Source organism: Candidatus Chromulinivoraceae bacterium (genome assembly GCA_035478595.1).
Classification (GTDB): Bacteria; Patescibacteriota; Saccharimonadia; order Saccharimonadales; family Saccharimonadaceae; genus CAMLKC01.
Genome location: DATIJL010000012.1, coordinates 69,033 through 88,983 on the forward strand (window position 1 = coordinate 69,033; position 19,951 = coordinate 88,983).

Below are 19,951 nucleotides of genomic sequence, written 5' to 3' on the forward strand. Positions count from 1 at the left end.
GTATCCAGTCATAGAGATGAACTGATATACTTAGTGCATGAAAGCAGTATGGAATAACGAAGTTATCGCAGAATCACCTAAAGAAGATCTTATAAAGATTGAAGGAAACTGGTATTTTCCACCAAAGGCACTTCACTGGGAGTTTTTCACCGAAAGTGACCATCATACGACGTGTCCTTGGAAAGGCGAGGCAAGTTACTACGATATTGTGGTGACGGGTGACACTAACGAATTTGGCGCATGGTACTATCCAGAGCCAAAAGCAGGCTCAACTGAGCGCGCGGGCAAGAACTTTGCTGACTACGTGGCGTTCTGGAATGGTGTAGAAATTCATGAATAGCTTGAAGATGATAAACCTGGCGCTCAGTTTCTTACTGGAACTTGCAATGGTAGTAGGTTTTGGCGTATGGGGCTACCACATAGGCGGAATGACTCTTCTGAAATGGGTTCTTGGGCTTGGATTACCACTAATTATTATGGTTTTTTGGGGAATGTTTATGGCTCCTCAGGCTACTCAGCGTCTAGGTTGGCCTTGGGTACCAATTATTGCGGGAGCGCTTTTTTTGCTCGCAGCTCTTGCACTTTATGTGACGGGCTATAAGACGCAGGGTCTCATTATGGCTATTCTTGCTCTAATAAACATGACCCTTGTATTTATCTGGCACCAGTCTTGACTATCTTTGTCTAATAAAACAGCAAAGTTTTTTTCGCCTCTGTAACGCATATATGAGGCGTATCTTGCATGGCTTGCCTACGGGGTTGTATAATAGAGGTAACCTTATCGGAGGTGCGTGTAACGGTATGAACGAAGATGAAGTTATTGAAACAAAAAACCCATCAACAAACATACCCCATGTCCGATCGCCTTATGAGATGTTGGTACGTCAGAGTAAAAAAATGGGCAATGTAGCGACCAGGGCTTTTAGAGATGTAAAAGATATCTTGCATAAGGAGGTGCAGCTACCAGCTTGGCAGCGTGCCGCCTTTACACACGCGCCTGCACCGGTACAGAACGAAGTGGATGCGCAAAAAGAAAAAGAGCTTCGGGATGTAGAAAATCTTAAACATATCGTTAAAAAATCCCATGAAGTTTTGGCTAGCGCGCGGACGGTTTTTCCGGTGACACTTTTTCCGGACAGTATTATCGTTGATCGTACTAAGGTAAGCATTATTAAACGCGACTTTTTCTGGACGTCAAATACAATTAGTTTTCAGATCGAGGATGTACTGAACGTGTCGTGTGGTACGGGTCCACTGTTTGGTTCTCTTACGATTGCCAGTCGCGTTATGAGCACGATCGACCATTTTCAAATCAACTTCTTGTGGCGTAATGACGCAATATTCTTTAAGCACCTCATACAGGGGCATATTATTGCAAAAAACAACAAACTTGAAACAGACAAACTATCGCGTAAGGAAATGATAGAAACACTCTGCGAATTGGGGATGGATTCGGATAGATAAGGTATGGCGCGTAAGTGCGCTATACTAAAAAGCATGATTACGTATTATACCGATGGGAGCTGTAGTCCCAACCCTGGTCCTGGTGGCTTTGCCGTGATAAAAAACATGCAACCTGAAGTTTTGGGTGCTGAGGCGGACTCGACTAATATTCGCATGGAAGGAAAGGCGCTTATTGCTGCTCTAAAAGATGCTGATGGCGCCGAATGTGAAATCTATACTGACAGTGAGTTTTGGATTAATGTCATCACTAAATGGTCGCTTGGTTGGGAGAGGAACGGCTGGAAGAAAAAAGGCGGTGAGATCAAAAACCTCGATATAGTACAGGAAGTCTGTCCGCTATATCGTAACTCGCATGCGCAGTTGATTTGGGTACGCGGGCACAACAACGATCCAGGTAATGAGATGGCTGATGAATGGGCAAATAAAGCTCGCGAGAAACATCTAGAGGAAAAATAACACTTGTGAATGCTGATGAAATTAACCGGCAAAAAGTTATGCAACTTGCAACGACAAAGGCGGGGCAGCCATGGGTATGTTCGGTATATTTTGTTGTAGATGATGGTAAGTTCTATTGGCTTAGTTTGCCCGATAGGCGCCATAGTCGGGAGCTCGCACAAAATAAAAAAGCGGCTGTGACGATAGCTATTAAGCAATCAATGCCAGTCATTGGGCTTCAGGCAGAGGGAACTGTCAGAACCGTCCGCAACCTTGATGAGATAGAACGTGTACTCGCAGTATATGTAAAGAAATACAAACAAGGTGTGAACTTTGTAGAACGCTTTAAGAAGGGTGAAAACCGGCACATGTTATATTGTTTAACGCCTCGTGAGATTATGCTGTTTGATGAGTCAAACTTGTTAGACGCACCGTATAAACGCATTACAATCGATGTTATGCAGCTTAGCAGCAGTGCTTTGCAACGCGTTGGCAAGGTTCGATAGTAGACATTTTGGCGTTGATCGTGTACGCTAACTAATGTTAACAATTCAAAAATATCAAGAGAGCGACGAGGGACTGGCCTTATGACTCGCCGGCAACCTGCTAGAAAGCAAGGTGCCACATCCAGCCTGGGTTTCCGGGAAAGATATTAATTCTTTTAACTCTTTTCTAGAAGCCAGGGGCGGATAGAAAGGAGTTTTTTATGTCTGTACTATATCGAACGGCCGAGAGTGTATCGCCAAAACACCCGGATAAACTATGTGATCAAATTTCAGATGCAATTTTAGATGCGCATCTCGAAGAGGATCCACAAGCACGCGTGGCGGTTGATGTGGCGGGGGGTCACGGTTACGTATTTGTAACGGGTGAGGTGACCAGCGGTGCACAGAACGTTGATGTTGAGTCGATCGTAAAGCGCATCGCAGGTGACGTAACTGTGTATAAACATATTACTCACCAAAGTAAAGAAATTGCTCAAGGTGTTGATGTGGGTGGTGCGGGTGACCAGGGTATTATGATTGGCTATGCGACGGATGAGACGCCAGAGCTGCTACCACTTGAGGTTATTTTATCGCGCCGACTGAATGAACACCTATACAAACGTTGGCCACATGATGGTAAAACGCAGGTTACCTTACAAGACGATGTCATTATGTCGGTTGTTGCAAGTTTTCAACATGCGCCAAGTGTTGAGCTCAATAAAGAAGTCCGATCGTGGCTCGCGCAGTATAAAACGAGTGACGATGTTATCTTGTATTGCAACCCGAGTGGCGATTGGGATCAAGGTGGTTTTGATGCCGATGCCGGCCTTACGGGGCGTAAGCTGATTGTTGATAATTATGGTCCGCGGATTTCAATTGGTGGCGGTGCATTTAGTGGTAAGGACGCAAGTAAGGTAGATAGAAGCGCGGCGTATATGGCGCGAAAAATTGCTGTTGATTATCTGAATAATCGACAGGCACATGAGGTTTTTGTTCGACTTGCTTATGCGATAGGTGTTGCAGAGCCACTCGAAGCCAGCGTTATTATCGATGGTAAACATGAGGTGGTAGAAGGTTATGATCTTACACCGCACGGTATCATCGCATCACTTGATTTACTACGTCCTCAGTATGAAAAAACGGCACGGTATGGTCACTTTGGTCATGGCTTTAGTTGGGATAAATAAATTGTCGGTTCCGCGAGTTTTGCTGTTACTTCCTTTTTCGTAGGTGGTATAATATGACTAATCGTAACTAAGACAGAAAGTTAGAATATGGAAAACGAAACCCGCGAACCGACCGATATTTTTCTATGGGCAAATAATACTGATGGCGTTAAAAAAGACCTAGATGTTGAATTCTTTTTGTTTAACAAAAACTACACGCCCTATAGTACGCATTTTGGCAGCGACCTAAATGCACAGATTAAACCGCTTTTTTTGTTTGATCTTATTAATTTTGTTAACATGGGTGCTGGAACGGGTTTGACTGTTCGTGATTTTGAGTTGAGTGATGGCGAAGAGAACACATTGTTACGGACCGATCTTGAAAAAGTAGGGCGTGCCGAAACTCTATTGCATCTTATTGAGAACGAACGCCACGATATCGTGGAATTTAGTCAAGAAGAACATGAGTTCAAACGTATTAAAGGTATCGTGGCTAGGTTTACGCATAAGGACGATCCTAAAAAGGCTTTTTATGTCACGAAAGCAATCTCGCAGGGGCAGGTACTTAACGGCGCAACGAGTTGGGAATTCCGTGACGGCAAATTTGGCGCGTTTCAAGCTGATGTCGGTTTGAAAATGCCAGACGACAACCAGGTGCTTATCATTGATAAAGATATCTTTGTCTTCAACCAAGCAAAGTTTGAAAAGCTATTTAATTACGAATATAAGAAACAGGCTCTTGCTGATCAAAAGGTTGAGGAGATCGAAAAGCAGTATAAGTTAAGTTTTCCTGACGGGCTTGATCTACAGACGCTTGTGCGTGAACGCAAGAAAATTGTAAATAAATTACAAAAAATGGAGATCGGTAGCGTCACGCAAGAGCAGGCGGTTGAATATGCGGACGGCATGCAGCTAGAGCTTATGACTGATGATGCTGGCGCTATCATTATTATGGACGGCAATGATTTGGATATGTTTGTAAATCTTATTAACGAAGACTACATAACTAGTGAGATTACTGGGAAGCGCTATGAAATTAAAAGTAAGAAACTGCTCGACGAACCAGATGGTGAACCTCCACGCGGGTAGTCGTCGTTAAGTTGCTGATAGAACGACAAAGCTTGTAGTATTGGCTTTGTCGTTTTCAATATCTGCAGCCAGAATCGAGAGATTATATAACCTAGCTGCCTGGCGTCCAGCAATAGCTGCGCATGTGGGGTCATTAATCTGTTGTACAAGTCTGACACTAGCGGCCGTGTCGTGATAAGAGATGAGTTTTGCATCAGGAAGATGGGCTGCAAGAAAATTGCTACATTGGGGTAGGGCAACTGGGTGTGAATAAACGGTTTTGATATCATTCAACTGAGTACCGGGCAATCCTATGAGTTGCTGGGCGATCGGGAGATCTATCCTACCGATTTGTGGGTAAGAATGTGCTGCAACAAGATCATTTGATTCTTCGATAGGTCCAAAAGTCGAGTTGGAGACGGCCACAACCGCATAATCAGCTTGGCCATTTTTTAGGGCTTCAAAGACATCGGCAAATGTTTCTGCCGGTAAGATCTGAGTAGAAGACCCAAACCATTTGTGGGCTGCTTCGTCATGAAACGAACCAGCTTCTCCCTGAATAGCAACGCGCATAACGTCATTGTATCATGTGTGTATGTTATGTGTTAACTGCCGAGGCTTATATAACAGAGTAGCGTGCCGTGACCATCGTCCCACGAGTAGCCCAGACCGGGCGGGCAATTGCTTGGACCTCCCTCGAAAACCTGCGTAATGGACATACCAGTGCCCCAATAGTTGACGTACGGTCCGACCAAATCGCCGTTGATGCGCGAAGGATAATTAGTAGGAACCGTCCCAACCTTTCTGATCTCTGTCATTAAGGCAGTATTTGCAGACTCAAGGTATGAGTAATTTGGATCGGTCATCGCAGAATCGCGACAACGGTTTTGACCATCAGAGCCAGTTGGAAAGTTGGTTCCGAGGCAGTAATTACCATTCGCAACTTGTGGATAGGTACCATATGTCGCTTTATATAATTCAAACAGTTTTTGCCATGTCTTTACCTGAGAATAGCGGTCCGCATTGCGAGCACGTGACTGTGCTCCGTTGTAGGTCACGAGTATTATAGCTGACAAAATACCAATGACAACAATAACAATAAGGAGTTCGACTATAGTAAAACCGCTTGTGGTTTTCTTCATGTTTCTCAGTATACACCGGCTTGGCATGCAGATGCTATAATGAGTAGAGATGAACCAGGGACTTGCGCTTGAGATAATGCTTTCGGGGGAGAGTGTGCTGCTAACTGGCCCTGCTGGGGCGGGTAAAACATTTGTATTAAATCAATTTATCCGGCTTGCTAAGGCTGAAGGTAAGCACGTATCGGTAACGGCGACAACTGGCCTTGCAGCAACGCACCTTGGTGGTACTACTATTCATTCGTGGGCGGGGATTGGTGTTTCGGACTATTTGCCACAAGGTTTTGCTGAGCATCTTTCAAAGGGCCGATTCGAAATTATCGAAAAGACCGACGTGCTTATTATTGATGAGATCTCAATGCTGCACGATTACCGTCTTGATATGATCGACGAAGCATGTCGTTTAGTCCGCCGTAAAGATGTGCCATTTGGTGGAATCCAGCTTATTATGAGTGGTGATTTTTTTCAGTTACCACCGATTAATAGGGGAGATTCACGTGCGGGTGGTTTTGTTGTTCACAGTAATGTGTGGCGTGAGCTCGATCCGACCGTTTGCTATTTACAGGAACAGCACCGTCAGGACGATGAAATGCTACTCGAAATTTTGAATGCCCTGCGTGACGGAGATATTAGGCGACATCATGCCGAAAAACTATTGGCTCGTGTAGACCAACAGCCACCTGAAGATGCGCAACTAACTGAACTCCATACAGTTAATATTGATGTGGATCGCATAAATGAAGCACGACTTGATGAACTGCCTGGCGATGAGCTATTTTACACCGAAACCACTACTGGATCGGATAACTATGTTGAGAACCTTCAGCGCTCAGTATTAGCACCTGAAGTGTTGCGCTTGAAGCAGGGCGCACTTGTAATAGCGGTTAAAAACGCAAGCGATCGTAAATATGCCAATGGCAGTATTGGTACGGTTATCGAGTTCGAACACAGTACTGAATATCCAGTGGTGCAGTTTAAGAACGGTAATACGGTCACTATGTCACCTGATACCTGGGAGCTTCGCGATGGTGATAAAAAACGAGCGAGTATTACCCAAATTCCACTTCGACTTGCATGGGCGATCACTGTCCATAAGAGTCAGGGTATGACACTGGATGCTGCGCAGATTGATCTTCGCAAGGCCTTTGTCGAGGGCATGGGCTACGTAGCACTTAGCCGTGTTAAAAACCTCGATAATTTATATCTTCTTGGCATCAATCGCATGGCGCTCGCTGTGAGTGAGGATGCACAGGCAATTGATAGCCAACTACGCGATAGGGCAAAAGCGGATACGGTGAAATTCGGGCATTTGGACGAAAAAGCAAAAACTCGTAAAATGACCCCTTCGAAAAACAAAAAAGCTGAAAGTAGTGGGTGGTCTGAGAAAATAGCTAAGATGCGTGAGACTTACCCAAACGCATATCGCCCATGGCAACAAACCGACGATGACTTATTAAGACAAGAATTTCAAAACGGCACGACTGTGAAGGAATTGAGTGGAAAGCTCGGACGACATGAGGGAAGTATCGTCATGCGATTGCAAAAGCATTTTGGTGAAGATAGTGTAACACTTTAATGTTATGCTCTAGAAGATGTCTGATTTTGTAGATTAGCCCTGCACTTACTTTCTTAAGTTCTTGCTCTTCGAACATTCTAGTCATGAAGAAGATTATGCACTATGGGATTTGAGCCATTTCGCTATAGTTTCGATGTCAAGATGTTCAACGGCGATTTGTACGGTAAATTCTTCGAGCTTCTTAGGGTCGGCTACTATAGGCTTACCATTGCGCGCCAAGAAGACACCGCATATAGTAAGCGCAGTTCTCTTATTGCCATCGCTAAATGGATGATCACCGATGACATTCCTTAAATAGACAGCCGCCTTTGTGTGAAGGGAAGGATACTGTTCTTGTCCAAATACTTCTTGCTGAGGTGCCGCAACAACCGACATAAGACGTTTTTCATCACGAACGCCATGTGAACCACCGAAATCTTCAACGACTCGAAAGTGCAGTTGCAGTATTTCTTCTAATGTGAGATGTATATAGCTCATCGATCAGCAAGATTTTTTAATGTCTGGCCGTACGTTTTAACGAACATGTCGTAGTCTTGTAATAGATCTTCATGTCGTGTGTCCTTTTTGATGACACGCTCAACTCGAATTCTGAGCATATCGCCACGCTTTGCGCCAAGTATCGCAATATCCTTTTTAGAAAGGGTTACACCTTCGCTTGAACCGATCTGTATCAACTTTTGTTCCGTTTCAATCATGTATCTTATTATAAACATATTATAATAAGTGTCAATACAAACCTGAGAACTCTACGTCTCAATACACGTGAAAGTGGGGTGCTCGCACTTACCAGAGTAATAGGCGGCGCATTTCTCGTAGTAGGAGGTTTGATCGCTACTTAAGCTCAATAACCTGTAGTGTTCCGTCGGTAATAATATTGACACCAAATGTTTGACCCCGAAACTTGATGGGCTCACCCGCAGGGATTGTCTCGCGGTTATGAATGAGATTGGCATCTTTTAATGATTTGATGACAAAATCTCGCTCACTATCAGTGTGCTCATCAATTTTATGAGTCATCTGTAAATTACGAACGCGAAGGGCGAATGGACCTACATCGTGAGTGGCTGCGCCAATCCAGATTTGTTGTTTCCTGCTTGAGAAGAGTGAAAAGATATTTTGCCAAAAGGTGACATGCTGATGAGGTTTTTCTTGGTCGTCTGGAAGTAGTTGCCAAAATCGGATATGGTGTCGATGTCGAGGCGTTGGTGGCATGCCGGTCTGTATTTGATATCCAATGTCTTGCGACCGACCGAATAGGTATAGCTTACTAAAAGGTGCAGTAGGGTACGGTTGACGTAGCAATATGGCATAGGCTAGTCGTAGCGTATTTTTTGGCGTTGCTTTATCCGCTGGATACCATCCAGATTTTTGCATGGCGCGCATAAGTTGAGCTTGGCTTTTGCAGACGATAGCAATATTAATTGGGTCACTTGACCACCCATCGGCACTTGTGACATAAAGAGGGAGGTGTCTTGGACGAAGTACAAGGTGCCATAAGCGTACTAAAAACGGAATGCCAAAGTATGCTGTTAAAAGATAGAGCAAAATGATATCAACCAAAAATGGCATATGGTGGCGAAGATAGGGGTAAAACAGAAAAACTGTTTCATAGGCAAGGCCCGCAGCAACAATGCCGACGAACGCGCGCCAGAGGAGACGGAGGAGAGTACCAATCATTCCTTTATTTTACATCTAAAATGTGTCGTATAATAGGATAGTATGCAGAAAAAACTCAGTTTACGGTTTCCTAAGAAATTTTTATGGGGAGCTGCGATAAGCGCACACCAGGTAGAAGGTGGTACGCACAACCAATGGTCCGTATGGGAGCTTGAAAATGCTAAAACTCTGGCAGCGCAGGCTGAGTATCATTACGGTCAGCTAGATTCATGGACGCAGACAGAGATGGAAGCAAAAAATCCCAACAACTACGTTTCTGGTGCAGCAGTTGATCACTATAGTTTGTATCGGGATGATTTTGACTTGCTTAAAAAAATGAACATGAACGCTTTTCGGTTTAGTATCGAGTGGTCACGCGTTGAACCACAAGAAGGCGCATGGAATGTTGAGGCTGTAGAGCACTATAAGCAATACGCAGCTGAACTGCGAAAGCGGGGGATTGAACCTGTTGTGACACTTTTTCACTTTAGCTTGCCTGTATGGTTTAGTGCCCTCGGTGGTTTTGAAAAGCGTTCAAACGTACGATACTTTGTTCGTTTTGCAGAAAAAATAGTGCGTGAACTTGGCACTAACGTACGACTCATCCTAACTATTAACGAGGCAGATATCTATGCTCGTAATAGCTACCTGATAGGCGAGTGGCCGCCAAATGTAACGAGTCGATACCGCTATTGGCGTGTGATAAACAATCTTGCGTACGCACACAATAAGGCAGCGCAAGTGATTCATAGTATCAATCGTCGATATAGGGTATCAGTGGCGCATAACTCATCGTACGTGTATGCCGGGGATAACGCACTACTTAGCCGTAAGTATGCCGATTATCTACAGTACACAAAAGATGATTATTTTTTGCATAAGGTTGTAAAGCAGTGCGACTTTTTGGGTATCAACTATTATACTAGTGATCGTGTCTACGGCTATCGGGTTCATAACCCCGACGAAGATGTGAGTGATCTGGGCTGGGATTTAAGTCCGGCTACGATTCAGTTTGCTCTAGAGCGCCTGCACGAGAAATATCATCTACCCATCATCATTACTGAGAATGGCCTTGCGGATGGTCAAGACAAACAACGACAGCGGTGGATAACACAGACACTTATCGGTATGCAAAAAGCCATTGATAACGGGGTGAAGCTTGAGGGCTATTTATATTGGAGCCTGCTTGATAATTTTGAGTGGGACAAAGGCTTTTGGCCACGGTTTGGTCTTGCAGCTGTTAACCCTAAAACATTGGAGAGGTCCCTTCGTCCAAGTGCAGTCTGGTTTGGCAAAATAATTAAACACTTACGTACAGAGGTAAAGTAATATGAACGACCCATTTCCTAAAAATGATATCAAGATTGCGGTAATTGGTGGTGGAACGGGGAGCTTCACTCTTTTGAAAAGCCTTAAGGACTACACGAATTCCATCGCAGCGCTGGTTAATATGGCGGATGATGGTGGTAGTACCGGTGTTCTGCGTGACGAGCTGGGCACATTGCCGCCAGGTGATGTGCGTCAGTGCTTAGTTGCTTTAAGTGATTCTCCAAAAGTGCGTGATCTATTTAATTATCGTTTTGAAGAAGGTACGTTTCAGGGGCATGCGTTTGGAAACCTGCTTATTAGTGCTCTCGAAAAAATGACTGGTAGTTTTTCAGAAGCTGTCGAGACCGCCTCTGAAATTTTGCGTGTGAACGGTGTCGTTGTTCCCGCCACGCTCGATAACGTGCGTCTCAAAATGGAGTGGTCCGAAATAAGCGTTGTACTACAAGGCGAACGCGTGATCGATGCTGAATACTTTGAACATGACCCTCGTAAGGCAACGATTTCACTTGTACCGAACGCTGTGGCTAATCCTACTGCACTTCAGGCAATCGAACAGGCTGACCTTGTTATTATTGCTCCGGGTGATCTATACACCTCACTCGGTCCACTGCTCGTAATCGATGGTGTGGGCGAAGCCCTACGGAAAAGCAAAGCAGTAGCCGTGTATGTTTCAAACTTGGTTACTAAACAAGGCCAGACCGAAGGCTTTTCTGTGGCTGATCATGCAGATGAGATCGAACGTTTTGCTGGTGGTCCATTCCTTGATTATGTACTGTATAACAAACAGGTACCAGATAAAGAGCTGGCTGCGCGCTACGAAGCGGAAAATGCCTACTTGGTAGAAGAGAATCTGGCACAGCTAGGTAAGAAGCATTATAAGGCTGTAAGTGGTGAATTTTTGGGTCCTGTGGCAGCTGCTCATAAAGCAGACAGCTTGCCGGTTACACGCTCCCTGATTCGTCATGACTCCGTAGCGGTTGCGAGTGCCCTCATTGGCCTATATAATAGCCTCAATGTACACTAATACCTTTTTTGTTCTCGATTTCGACCGCTGTCTTGGTAATACTGTTTTATTTCAACAAATCCTTGAAGGGGTATTGGCTGAGACGGGGGTTTCCGCTAGTACCTTTGCCACAGCGCGTAATCGCATAGAGGCTGAAGGTAAGACATTTGATACAATACGTCATACGCACCAGCTGCTTGAGCAAGCTGGTAGTTCGTCATCATGGACAGAAGTAAAAAAAGAATTTTTGTATCGTGCAAAACGTCAGGACGCGCTCCTGCCATATGCTCGTGAGCTTCTCCAGATTCTTGATGAACGTTCACTCGCGTATGGAATCGTTACGTATGGAGTAGAGGAAGCCTGGCAGCTTATTAAGCTTGAGGCGGCCAAATTACTCTATGTCCCGCATCTCGTGACTCATATTGAAGAAAAAGGCGAGTTGCTTACTGGGTGGAAAAAAGATGATGGTTCGTTTTTGATACCGCCGGTTCTTACACAGAATTTTGAAGCCTTGCATGTGCAAGAAGTTTTTTTGCTAGATGACAAAGCTAAGAGCTTTTGGGGTACGCCCGAGGGAGTCCATGGGATCCATGTTGTTGCTCCTGGTGGCAATCCACTTCCATCACAACAGGGCGATGTTCCGCAGAATGTGGTAGACGTAATTGGTCTGAACGGCGCGATCGACAGGCTATTCAATTAACGGCTAATCCACATCATTGACAAAGCATAAACAGTATGCTATTGTTAAAAATGTTATGGCACAAAACACAAAAAACACAACCAAAAAAGAACAAATGGAAGCTGTCATGGAATTGACTCGCCCTATTCCAAGTTCGCAAATGTCGCAAGACCTCAAAACAGCTGTTCTTATTGTTTCGGTTGTCGCCAATCTATTTGTCCTTACTGCTTGGATTGCTTTACAGGTGACGACACAATACGACGGTCAAATCGCGAACTTCTTGTTTACTCGTTAGTCCGCACACCCATAGTAGCTAAAAATACCACGATACCCCTTAATGGGGTATTTTTAGTACCCCCGTAAAATTTGTTAGTTATCCACAAAAGTGTGGATAAATTACCAGGTGACATGTACTACGTGGAAAAATAGGGGTTGTCGTGGGTAATGGTGGGTATTATAGTAAGGCCAGTGGAAAGAAGTGGGTAACACCACGAAAACAAAAAAGCCACTAGCACTAAAAAACAACTAACACTGAGCCTGATCTACCGGCAAGGAATAAAACCAGAAGTGGATTACTTCGAACGAAAGCTTGATGACAAGCGTCGGTTAACCATACCGACTGAGCTTCGAAATGAATTCGCGAGTGGCGTTGTTCTTACTAGGGGATTTGGCAAATATCTCCACCTCTACCCGCAAACAGTGTGGGACAGGGAAGTCGAACCGGCATTAGGGGGCAGCATTCTTGATGAAAGAGTCGCTGACCTTAACGTTAAGTTTCGACGTGGGAAAACCAACGCGGATCTTGACCAAAAACAAGGTCGAGTGACTATTGAGCAACATCTGCTTGAGTACGCGGGGATTGACCGGGAGCTTATTGCAATTCGGGCGGGCGCCTACTGGCGTATCCTCGCTCCGGATCAAGAAGCATAGTTAAAGCGCAAGAAGGCACCTTAAAAATTTAAACCAGATAGTAAAAGATACCTCGAGGGCACCTATCTGGTAGCAGGATAGTGGAATAAACGGTACCACATTAAAAACACCGACGCACCTTCCTCTAAACAAAACACCTCCCAAAAAACTCCACCTCACACACATAAGTCTCTCAATCTGGATGATATGAGTTACACGTAACCCTAAACACATCCAGACACTTATTTACAAAAACAAACACACCAAAAAAACAAAAATATCCTGTTACCAGTTAGGTGATCTCGAGTAAGCAAATCTTAATCTTATGATTCAAAACATCTATCACTAATTTTTATCAAAGAGGTGGCGCAGATGTGAAAGGTCGGCTAGAATGAGAGGAGCTTATGAGTATCAAAGAACATCCACCACATCATGTTCCGGTCCTGTTAGACAAGACGCTTGAAATGTTGCAACCTGAGTTAGGCGAGAGTTATCTCGATCTTACAGCGGGTTACGGCGGTCATGCACGAAAGTTTTTAGCAGTGACCAACAACTTCGAAGATTCTGTATTGGTAGATCGCGATGACTATGCAATTAGTCATTTAAGCGAGTTTGCCGAGAAAGGAGTCAGATTACTGCATACCGACTTCGCCAATGCTGCTCGTCAGCTTATCGAAGAGGGGAGGCAGTTCAATATCGTGTTGATTGATTTGGGGGTGTCATCACCGCAGCTCGATCAGCAAGAACGAGGGTTTTCTTTTACAAAAAATGGTCCGCTCGATATGCGTATGGATCGTCGCCAAGAAGTATCAGCCGAAACGCTGGTAAATACGGCATCAAAAGACGAGCTTGTGCGTATTATTACGACCTATGGAGAGGAACCGCTTGGATTTGCTCGGCATATTGCCGATGCAATCTCCAAAGCAAGGCCACTTCATACGACAGAAGAACTCGCTGAGCTTATCAAACAAAATTATCGTGGCAAGTGGAAAAAAACCCACCCAGCTACGCGCACTTTTCAAGCACTCCGAATAGCGGTCAACCAAGAGCTACGGCAAGTTGAAGAAATGCTACCACTTTTACCCAAGTTGTTAAAACAAGGGGGAAGGGTGGGGGTTATCAGCTTTCATAGCCTCGAGGATCGGTTGGTCAAACAGTACTTTAGCGAACAAAAAAATGCTGGGTACGAGGCCGAACTCGAAATCCTGACCAAAAAACCGCTAGCTGGGGATATTTACGACGTTCACAATCCGCGTTCCCGAAGTGCAAAACTTCGAGTCGCAGTGAAAAAATAAAACAAAAAGAAGGAAGGGGCAAAACACCATGCCAATCCACATTCCTGTACAAAACGAATCAGTAGAAACACAAGTTACTGTACGTTTTAAATAACAAGATCGGTGCGTCCACTAAAAAAGTGGACGCACCACCAAAACAAAAAATAAACAAGAAAAATACAAAATGTCATACTCACGAAGCACACAATTCAGCACGCGCCGCTCCGGAAGCTGGGGTCGCAACCAGAACAACACGCGTTTTGCTTCGCCTGTCAAACTTGGCCCAGTGACACATACGGTGCTTGTCGCCCTTATGATTACCGTGCTCGGTTTGATATACTTGACTCAGGCAACTCGTGCAACAAGTTATGACTATGAAGCGCAAAAGATCGATAGCAAAATCGCTGATCTTAATAACCAAAAGACCGATCTTCAGGTAGAGAATGCTCGTCTGACCGCGCTAGAGAACGTCCAGAACTCGAGCGTTGCGCGTAATATGACGCAACCTTCTCAGACTGACTACGTCGGCGAATAGAGAGAAAATGCTACTAGATTTCAAAAAAGGCAGCCGCGCGCAGACTCTTGCCATTCTGACACTTGTCATTATGGCTATTTTTGTCGTTCGGCTATTTTATTTGCAAATTATTAAGCATGACTATTATGTGGCACAAGCAAACGCCGAGCAACTGAAGCAGCTAGCCATTCCCGCAATGCGTGGTCAGATTTATGCGATGGATGACAGTACGCCGGTGCCACTTGTACTGAATGAGGCTGTGTATACGGTGTTCGCAGATCCACATGTGGTTGATAAGCAGCAGGACATGGTTGATCTCATCCACAGGGTCGCTGGTGGCAATGCTCGGCCCAATCTTGATACACTGCTAGCAAATAAAGACTCAAGATATCAGGTTCTAGCGACTAAGGTAACACGTCAGCAGGCACAGATGATGAAAGATGCCAACCTGAAGGGCCTTGGGTTTCAACAGGAAAGCCAACGTGTTTATCCGGAAGGTCAGTTAGCGGCACAGGTACTTGGTTTTGTGAATGCTGACGGCCAGGGTCAATATGGCATTGAAGATGCAATGAATGATCAACTAACTGGCAAAGATGGCTTATTGCAATCGGTAACGGATGTGAGTAATGTACCACTCACAATTGGTAATAAAAACATCAATATTCCAGCTCAGAACGGTCGAAATGTTGTGCTGACGATTGATCGTAACGTACAGGCGTATACCGAACAGGCGCTCAATAAGGGTATCCAGGATATCAAGTCACGTCTTCATACGAATGATGAGCCAAAGGGTAGCGTACTGGTTATGGATCCGCAAACTGGAAAAGTTCTTGCAATGGCTAACTTTCCTACCTACAATCCGGGTGACTTTGGTAACGTTACTAATGCTGCGGCCTTTAATAATGCGACTATCAGCGACCCGTACGAGCCAGGTTCTGACATTAAGACAATTACTATGACGACCGGTGTAGATAAAGGTGTTGTCACTCCGGATTCCACTTACAATAACACTGACTTCATTAAAGTTGACGATATCACCATTACGAACGCCACTAAAGGACAGACGGGCAATATTACATTGCAACACGCGCTTAATTATTCGCTTAACACTGGGTTTGTCACGGTGGCTCAGCGCCTTGGAGATGGTACGAATATTACTCTTGATGCTCGCAACGCGATGTATGACTATTTTCACAACAAGCTGCGCCTAGGCAAGCTCACAGGTATTCAATTGGCAAATGAACAGGCTGGTACGGTTATTCCGCCGAGTGATCCACAAGGTAACGCTGTGCGCTATTCGAATATGGCATTCGGACAGGGCTTAGACGTGACCATGTTACAGGTAGGCGCGGCATTTAGCACGGTTATGAACGGGGGTACGTACCACACGCCGTATATTGTTGCTGGCACAATGAATGATGAGGGCGATACGTTTACACCGTCACAACCTAAGACGTCCACCGATAATGTTATTAAGCCAAGTACCTCGGATACGATGCGTACAATGGTACACGATGCTCGTTCGGCGTTTTATGCGGGCAAAGATAGGCCAGGCTATTATGTTGGTGGCAAGACGGGTACATCACAGACAATTGAAAACGGTCGCTATGTGGATAACCAGACGATTGGTACATATCTTGGCTATGGCGGCGATTCTAACTCGAGTAAGGGGCCGAAATATGTCATAATGGTGCAAGTATCAGGTAAAAACATGAATCTTGCCGGCAATACCGACGCCATGCCAGTTTTTACGGATATTTCGAACTGGCTACTAGGGTACATGAAGTTGCAACCGAAGGGATAAAAATGGACCAACACATTCAGCTGACACATAACCTAACTAATACATTTCTTTTGAGCGTCAGCGCTTTTCTACTGGCAATGCTTTTAACACCGGTATACACGTTTATAGCATACCGCTATAAGTTTTGGAAAAAACAGCGCAGTACCAGTACGACAGGAGAGAAGCTAGAAGTCTTCACAAAACTCCACGCTGATAAATTTAAGCGTAACATTCCAACCATGGCGGGTATTATTGGTGTTGTTTCAATAGGACTTGTAACGTTCTTCTTTAACCTTGACCGAGCGCAGACGTGGTTGCCCCTGGCGGCACTTTTTGGCGGTGGCGCGGTAGGACTACTTGATGATGTGATCAATATCCGTGGGCAGGGTAACGGTGTTGCAGGGCTTCGTTCAAGTTTGAAATTTGCTATGATTACCGTAGTAGCACTTGTTCTCGGTTGGTTCTTCTATGCAAAACTTGGCTATAACAGCATTCATCTACCGTATCTTGGTGATATTATTTTGGGCTGGTGGATCGTACCACTATTCGTTTTTGCAGTTGTTGCAACAGGCAATGCCGTTAATATCAGTGATGGTCTTGATGGCCTGGCTGGCGGCTTGCTCGCTATTAGCTACGGATCATTCGGAATGATTGCGCTACTACAAGGCCATCTTTTGCTCTCTGGTTTTTGCTTCACAGTTCTAGGTGCGCTACTCAGTTACCTGTGGTTTAATATTTATCCGGCGCGGTTCTTTATGGGCGATGTTGGAAGTTTTGCATTTGGAACGAGCCTTGGTGTAGTGGCGATGCTAACCAATACGCTTTTCCTTTTGCCAATCATTGGTATTTTGTTTGTCATAGAGGCGGGTTCGAGTCTCATCCAGATCGTTAGCAAGCGCGTTTTTCATCGCAAAATATTTATCTCTGCACCAATCCATCACCACCTTGAGGCGAAAGGTTGGCCTGAGACAAAGGTAACTATGCGTTTTTGGGTGATCGCCTGTGTTGCTGGTTTTGCAGGTGTTCTTCTAGCTCTCACAGGAGGTCATGTTTAGTCTATGGAGAAAGTTCGACAACTGCGCGTACAGGTGGGCGATGCGGCGCAGTCAGTCGTTCGACGTCATCGCCCCGATTATCAGATAGTTCTTTATATGGGGCTGCTAATGCTGCTTGGTCTGATTATTATGTATGCTATTGGACCACAGCGTGCGAACGTGTTGAATAATGCCTACGGCACAGACTATTACACTAGTACATATTTTTTTGCCAAACAGACGATTAGTTTGCTCCTTGCTCTTGGCGCATTCTTTCTTGTAGCATTTACGCCGTTTCAGTGGATGCGTCAACATGCACAAAAAATTCTTTTAGCGGGGCTTGGCGCCTGCGTATTGCTGTTCTTGACCGGTAATATCTTGCATATCAGCAGCATTGCACAGTGTACGCTGGGTGCATGCCGATGGTTTGAGCTTGGCCCACTTGGAAGCCTCCAGCCAGCTGAGCTGCTTAAGTTTGGTATCTTGGTGTTTGGTGCAGGGTTTTTAGGTACTCGGGTACAACAGGGTAGTGTGAATGATCTTCATAAAACTTTGATCCCTCTAGGTGTTTTGGTTGGAGTTGCTATATTTTTTGTGATTGTACTTCAAAAGGACATGGGCACGGGTGTTTCGTTAATTGCGATTGTGGCGGCGATGATGATGGTGGCTGGGGTAAATAAACGCGTCGGACTCGCACTCCTAGGTGTTGCGGCTGTGTTGGGTATTTTGCTTATTATAGTAGCGCCACATCGTATTGACCGCGTGAAGACGTTTTTTGGTGGTAGTGGCAGTAGCTCTTCTTCGACCGATACCAATGGAGCTGATTATCAGATTACACATGCCAAAATGGCGATAGGTAGTGGTGGTTTTTTGGGCGTGGGTATTGGTAACAGCGTCCAGGCTACCGGATATTTGCCGGAGGCGATTAACGATTCAGTATTTGCAATTATGGGCGAAACGTTTGGGTTTGTAGGTCTAACGGTTATTTTGATTATCTTTGGTGCGCTACTTATGAGACTACTAAAAATCACTGATCATCTAACAAACATATGGATGAAACTCGCTGTCGCAGGCGTGTTCGGTTGGCTCGCGTCGCATGTTATATTGAATGTGGGCGCCATGATAGGTGTTATACCGCTGACCGGTATTACGCTGCCACTGTTGAGCTTTGGTGGCACTAGCATGATATTCATTGCCGGAGCACTTGGACTCGCATTCCAACTATCTAGGTATACTATTCACGGATCTGTAAATAAGGAGAATGACTATGAAAATCTTGGCAGTCGGCGGGGGGTCGGGCGGTCACGTAACCCCAGTGGTCGCGGTTCTACGCGAGCTTAAAAAAGACAATAAATCGGCAGAAATTCGTTTTTGGTGCGATAGAAAATTCGCCCCTCAAGCGCGCAGCATTATGGAGCATTTTGATAGCTCTATCCCTGTAGAGACTATTCTTTCGGGTAAACTGCGTCGGTATCATAACTTACCACTTTGGCGTCAGCTTTTGCGCCCTGTTTCTATAGTGCTGCCCAACATCCGGGATGCTATTTTAGTAGGCTGTGGTTTTGTGCAGAGTCTTGTAAAACTTTTACTATGGAAGCCAGACGTTGTATTTACTAAGGGTGGTTTTGTATGCTTGCCAGTCGGCATGGCCGCAAAAGTGCTCAACATTCCGCTTGTCATTCACGATTCCGATGCTCATCCGGGCCTTACAAACCGCGTGCTTGCTAAATGGGCTACGCAAATCGCCACTGGTGCACCTCTTAAGTTTTACCCTTATCCAGAGAATATTTCGCACTATGTTGGCATCCCAATCAATACCGATTTTAGACCGTTTAGTGCCAGTGAACGGCAGGCGCTTAAGGTGCAGTATGGGTTTAATCCTAAACACCCACTTGTTGTTGTGACCGGTGGGGGTCTGGGTGCGAAGCGTATTAATGACGCAATCGCTAAACGAATGGACGCGTTGCTTGAAATGACATCACTCGTGCTTATATCGGGAACGGCGCAGTACGATGAGATGCGTGCATTGACCCCTGATGGCGATCCTCGCTACCAGCTTCACGCCTTTGTCAGCAGCGGCATGGCAGAGCTTTTGGGCGCTGCTGATGTTGTGGTGACTCGTGCTGGTGCGACGACTATTCTAGAGCTTGCCGCGCTTGCAAAGCCTACTATTCTCGTACCGAATGGTTTTTTGACTGGTGGCCACCAACTTAAAAATGCCAGTGTCTATGCTGAAAACGGCGCAGTAGAAGTCATTGACGACCATGAACTTAATGAGAATCCTCAGTTGCTTGTAGATGCACTTACATCACTATTAGCTAATCCGGCCCACATGGAAGATATGAGTCGTAAGTTCATTAAGTTTTCTAAACCAGATGCTGCAAAAAAGATGGCAGAAATTATTCTCTCCGCAGTAAAATAAGCGTAAGTTTGTTAC

Annotated in this window: 24 protein-coding genes and 1 riboswitch; of the genes, 19 read left to right on the forward strand and 5 right to left on the reverse strand. The window is 45.1% G+C overall.

What is annotated here, in order from left to right; genetic code table 11:
* The first annotated feature begins 37 nt into the window (after positions 1-37).
* The 7 genes from VLG36_03785 (at position 38) to VLG36_03815 (ending at position 4,639) form a co-directional block, all read left to right on the forward strand.
* Positions 38-340: a DUF427 domain-containing protein gene (locus tag VLG36_03785; protein HSW77893.1), complete on the forward strand. Its 303-nt coding sequence runs from the start codon at positions 38-40 to the stop codon at positions 338-340.
* Entirely contained in the window at positions 333-674 is a 342-nt protein-coding gene (locus VLG36_03790) for a YrdB family protein (GenBank protein HSW77894.1), read from the forward strand. The genes VLG36_03785 and VLG36_03790 overlap by 8 nt, the downstream gene beginning before the upstream one ends.
* A 127-nt stretch (positions 675-801) precedes the next feature.
* On the forward strand, positions 802-1,464 hold the full coding sequence (locus VLG36_03795) for a hypothetical protein (protein HSW77895.1): 663 nt from the start codon (positions 802-804) through the stop codon (positions 1,462-1,464).
* A 33-nt stretch (positions 1,465-1,497) separates the two neighbouring features.
* Positions 1,498-1,920, forward strand: coding sequence for a ribonuclease H (locus VLG36_03800; GenBank protein HSW77896.1), 423 nt, complete (start codon positions 1,498-1,500; stop codon positions 1,918-1,920).
* A 5-nt stretch (positions 1,921-1,925) separates the two neighbouring features.
* Complete coding sequence (locus tag VLG36_03805; GenBank protein ID HSW77897.1) at positions 1,926-2,405, forward strand: pyridoxamine 5'-phosphate oxidase family protein; 480 nt, start codon at positions 1,926-1,928, stop codon at positions 2,403-2,405.
* Between the two features lie 48 nt (positions 2,406-2,453).
* A riboswitch (SAM riboswitch) is annotated at positions 2,454-2,555 on the forward strand.
* Between the two features lie 50 nt (positions 2,556-2,605).
* The gene (locus tag VLG36_03810) at positions 2,606-3,571 is read left to right on the forward strand and encodes a methionine adenosyltransferase domain-containing protein (GenBank protein ID HSW77898.1); all 966 of its coding nucleotides are present in this window, start codon (positions 2,606-2,608) and stop codon (positions 3,569-3,571) included.
* 87 nt (positions 3,572-3,658) lie between these two features.
* Positions 3,659-4,639: a Kiwa anti-phage protein KwaB-like domain-containing protein gene (locus VLG36_03815; GenBank protein HSW77899.1), complete on the forward strand. Its 981-nt coding sequence runs from the start codon at positions 3,659-3,661 to the stop codon at positions 4,637-4,639.
* A gap of 6 nt (positions 4,640-4,645) precedes the next feature.
* Here VLG36_03815 and VLG36_03820 read toward each other — a convergent pair whose 3' ends face one another.
* Positions 4,646-5,191, reverse strand: a complete 546-nt coding sequence (locus tag VLG36_03820) for a prephenate dehydratase domain-containing protein (protein ID HSW77900.1) — start codon at positions 5,189-5,191, stop codon at positions 4,646-4,648.
* Positions 5,192-5,223: 32 nt separating this feature from the next.
* Positions 5,224-5,760: a type II secretion system protein gene (locus VLG36_03825; protein ID HSW77901.1), complete on the reverse strand. Its 537-nt coding sequence runs from the start codon at positions 5,758-5,760 to the stop codon at positions 5,224-5,226.
* Positions 5,761-5,809: 49 nt separating this feature from the next.
* On the opposite strand from VLG36_03825, the gene VLG36_03830 reads away from it, so the two are divergent.
* Positions 5,810-7,333, forward strand: a complete 1,524-nt coding sequence (locus tag VLG36_03830; GenBank protein HSW77902.1) for a PIF1 family ATP-dependent DNA helicase — start codon at positions 5,810-5,812, stop codon at positions 7,331-7,333.
* 93 nt (positions 7,334-7,426) lie between these two features.
* On the opposite strand, the gene VLG36_03835 is transcribed toward VLG36_03830, so the two are convergent.
* The 3 genes from VLG36_03835 to VLG36_03845 form a co-directional block, all read right to left on the reverse strand.
* On the reverse strand, positions 7,427-7,810 hold the full coding sequence (locus VLG36_03835; protein HSW77903.1) for a type II toxin-antitoxin system death-on-curing family toxin: 384 nt from the start codon (positions 7,808-7,810) through the stop codon (positions 7,427-7,429).
* Positions 7,807-8,028 carry a hypothetical protein gene (locus tag VLG36_03840; GenBank protein ID HSW77904.1) on the reverse strand — a complete coding sequence of 74 codons (222 nt, stop codon included), beginning with the start codon at positions 8,026-8,028 and terminating at the stop codon, positions 7,807-7,809. The genes VLG36_03835 and VLG36_03840 overlap by 4 nt, the downstream gene beginning before the upstream one ends.
* A 136-nt stretch (positions 8,029-8,164) precedes the next feature.
* The gene (locus tag VLG36_03845) at positions 8,165-9,010 is read right to left on the reverse strand and encodes an LssY C-terminal domain-containing protein (protein HSW77905.1); all 846 of its coding nucleotides are present in this window, start codon (positions 9,008-9,010) and stop codon (positions 8,165-8,167) included.
* A gap of 42 nt (positions 9,011-9,052) precedes the next feature.
* Here VLG36_03845 and VLG36_03850 point away from each other — a divergent pair, with 42 nt between their 5' ends.
* The 11 genes from VLG36_03850 to VLG36_03900 all read left to right on the forward strand — a co-directional run bounded on the left by VLG36_03850 (position 9,053) and on the right by VLG36_03900 (position 19,936).
* Positions 9,053-10,318 carry a glycoside hydrolase family 1 protein gene (locus tag VLG36_03850; protein HSW77906.1) on the forward strand — a complete coding sequence of 422 codons (1,266 nt, stop codon included), beginning with the start codon at positions 9,053-9,055 and terminating at the stop codon, positions 10,316-10,318.
* Between the two features lies 1 nt (position 10,319).
* Entirely contained in the window at positions 10,320-11,342 is a 1,023-nt protein-coding gene (locus VLG36_03855) for a gluconeogenesis factor YvcK family protein (protein HSW77907.1), read from the forward strand.
* Positions 11,332-12,021, forward strand: coding sequence for a hypothetical protein (locus VLG36_03860; GenBank protein HSW77908.1), 690 nt, complete (start codon positions 11,332-11,334; stop codon positions 12,019-12,021). The genes VLG36_03855 and VLG36_03860 overlap by 11 nt, the downstream gene beginning before the upstream one ends.
* 55 nt (positions 12,022-12,076) lie before the next feature.
* Positions 12,077-12,295, forward strand: coding sequence for a hypothetical protein (locus VLG36_03865; GenBank protein ID HSW77909.1), 219 nt, complete (start codon positions 12,077-12,079; stop codon positions 12,293-12,295).
* A 272-nt stretch (positions 12,296-12,567) separates the two neighbouring features.
* Complete coding sequence (locus VLG36_03870; GenBank protein ID HSW77910.1) at positions 12,568-12,930, forward strand: hypothetical protein; 363 nt, start codon at positions 12,568-12,570, stop codon at positions 12,928-12,930.
* A gap of 383 nt (positions 12,931-13,313) precedes the next feature.
* Positions 13,314-14,204 (forward strand): 16S rRNA (cytosine(1402)-N(4))-methyltransferase RsmH, encoded by an 891-nt coding sequence (gene rsmH, locus VLG36_03875; protein ID HSW77911.1) that lies wholly within the window; start codon positions 13,314-13,316, stop codon positions 14,202-14,204.
* 163 nt (positions 14,205-14,367) lie between these two features.
* A complete protein-coding gene (locus tag VLG36_03880; protein ID HSW77912.1) occupies positions 14,368-14,718 on the forward strand; it encodes a hypothetical protein in 351 nt (116 codons plus the stop codon).
* Positions 14,719-14,725: 7 nt separating this feature from the next.
* Positions 14,726-16,501: a penicillin-binding protein 2 gene (locus VLG36_03885; GenBank protein HSW77913.1), complete on the forward strand. Its 1,776-nt coding sequence runs from the start codon at positions 14,726-14,728 to the stop codon at positions 16,499-16,501.
* A 2-nt stretch (positions 16,502-16,503) separates the two neighbouring features.
* Entirely contained in the window at positions 16,504-17,535 is a 1,032-nt protein-coding gene (gene mraY, locus VLG36_03890; GenBank protein ID HSW77914.1) for a phospho-N-acetylmuramoyl-pentapeptide-transferase, read from the forward strand.
* 3 nt (positions 17,536-17,538) lie between these two features.
* Complete coding sequence (locus tag VLG36_03895; protein ID HSW77915.1) at positions 17,539-18,855, forward strand: FtsW/RodA/SpoVE family cell cycle protein; 1,317 nt, start codon at positions 17,539-17,541, stop codon at positions 18,853-18,855.
* On the forward strand, positions 18,782-19,936 hold the full coding sequence (locus VLG36_03900) for a UDP-N-acetylglucosamine--N-acetylmuramyl-(pentapeptide) pyrophosphoryl-undecaprenol N-acetylglucosamine transferase (protein ID HSW77916.1): 1,155 nt from the start codon (positions 18,782-18,784) through the stop codon (positions 19,934-19,936). The genes VLG36_03895 and VLG36_03900 overlap by 74 nt, the downstream gene beginning before the upstream one ends.
* The last annotated feature ends 15 nt before the right edge of the window (positions 19,937-19,951 follow it).

Excerpts from the sequence above, each read along its gene's own strand:
- VLG36_03785 (HSW77893.1), top strand. The coding sequence starts at position 38 with ATGAAAGCAGTATGGAATAACGAAGTTATCGCAGAATCACCTAAAGAA.
- VLG36_03790 (HSW77894.1), top strand. The coding sequence starts at position 333 with ATGAATAGCTTGAAGATGATAAACCTGGCGCTCAGTTTCTTACTGGAA.
- VLG36_03795 (HSW77895.1), top strand. The coding sequence starts at position 802 with ATGAACGAAGATGAAGTTATTGAAACAAAAAACCCATCAACAAACATA.
- VLG36_03800 (HSW77896.1), top strand. The coding sequence starts at position 1,498 with ATGATTACGTATTATACCGATGGGAGCTGTAGTCCCAACCCTGGTCCT.
- VLG36_03810 (HSW77898.1), top strand. The coding sequence starts at position 2,606 with ATGTCTGTACTATATCGAACGGCCGAGAGTGTATCGCCAAAACACCCG.
- VLG36_03815 (HSW77899.1), top strand. The coding sequence starts at position 3,659 with ATGGAAAACGAAACCCGCGAACCGACCGATATTTTTCTATGGGCAAAT.
- VLG36_03820 (HSW77900.1), bottom strand. The coding sequence starts at position 5,191 with ATGCGCGTTGCTATTCAGGGAGAAGCTGGTTCGTTTCATGACGAAGCA.
- VLG36_03825 (HSW77901.1), bottom strand. The coding sequence starts at position 5,760 with ATGAAGAAAACCACAAGCGGTTTTACTATAGTCGAACTCCTTATTGTT.
- VLG36_03830 (HSW77902.1), top strand. The coding sequence starts at position 5,810 with ATGAACCAGGGACTTGCGCTTGAGATAATGCTTTCGGGGGAGAGTGTG.
- VLG36_03835 (HSW77903.1), bottom strand. The coding sequence starts at position 7,810 with ATGAGCTATATACATCTCACATTAGAAGAAATACTGCAACTGCACTTT.
- VLG36_03840 (HSW77904.1), bottom strand. The coding sequence starts at position 8,028 with ATGATTGAAACGGAACAAAAGTTGATACAGATCGGTTCAAGCGAAGGT.
- VLG36_03845 (HSW77905.1), bottom strand. The coding sequence starts at position 9,010 with ATGATTGGTACTCTCCTCCGTCTCCTCTGGCGCGCGTTCGTCGGCATT.
- VLG36_03850 (HSW77906.1), top strand. The coding sequence starts at position 9,053 with ATGCAGAAAAAACTCAGTTTACGGTTTCCTAAGAAATTTTTATGGGGA.
- VLG36_03855 (HSW77907.1), top strand. The coding sequence starts at position 10,320 with ATGAACGACCCATTTCCTAAAAATGATATCAAGATTGCGGTAATTGGT.
- VLG36_03860 (HSW77908.1), top strand. The coding sequence starts at position 11,332 with ATGTACACTAATACCTTTTTTGTTCTCGATTTCGACCGCTGTCTTGGT.
- VLG36_03865 (HSW77909.1), top strand. The coding sequence starts at position 12,077 with ATGGCACAAAACACAAAAAACACAACCAAAAAAGAACAAATGGAAGCT.
- rsmH (HSW77911.1), top strand. The coding sequence starts at position 13,314 with ATGAGTATCAAAGAACATCCACCACATCATGTTCCGGTCCTGTTAGAC.
- VLG36_03880 (HSW77912.1), top strand. The coding sequence starts at position 14,368 with ATGTCATACTCACGAAGCACACAATTCAGCACGCGCCGCTCCGGAAGC.
- VLG36_03885 (HSW77913.1), top strand. The coding sequence starts at position 14,726 with ATGCTACTAGATTTCAAAAAAGGCAGCCGCGCGCAGACTCTTGCCATT.
- mraY (HSW77914.1), top strand. The coding sequence starts at position 16,504 with ATGGACCAACACATTCAGCTGACACATAACCTAACTAATACATTTCTT.
- VLG36_03895 (HSW77915.1), top strand. The coding sequence starts at position 17,539 with ATGGAGAAAGTTCGACAACTGCGCGTACAGGTGGGCGATGCGGCGCAG.
- VLG36_03900 (HSW77916.1), top strand. The coding sequence starts at position 18,782 with ATGAAAATCTTGGCAGTCGGCGGGGGGTCGGGCGGTCACGTAACCCCA.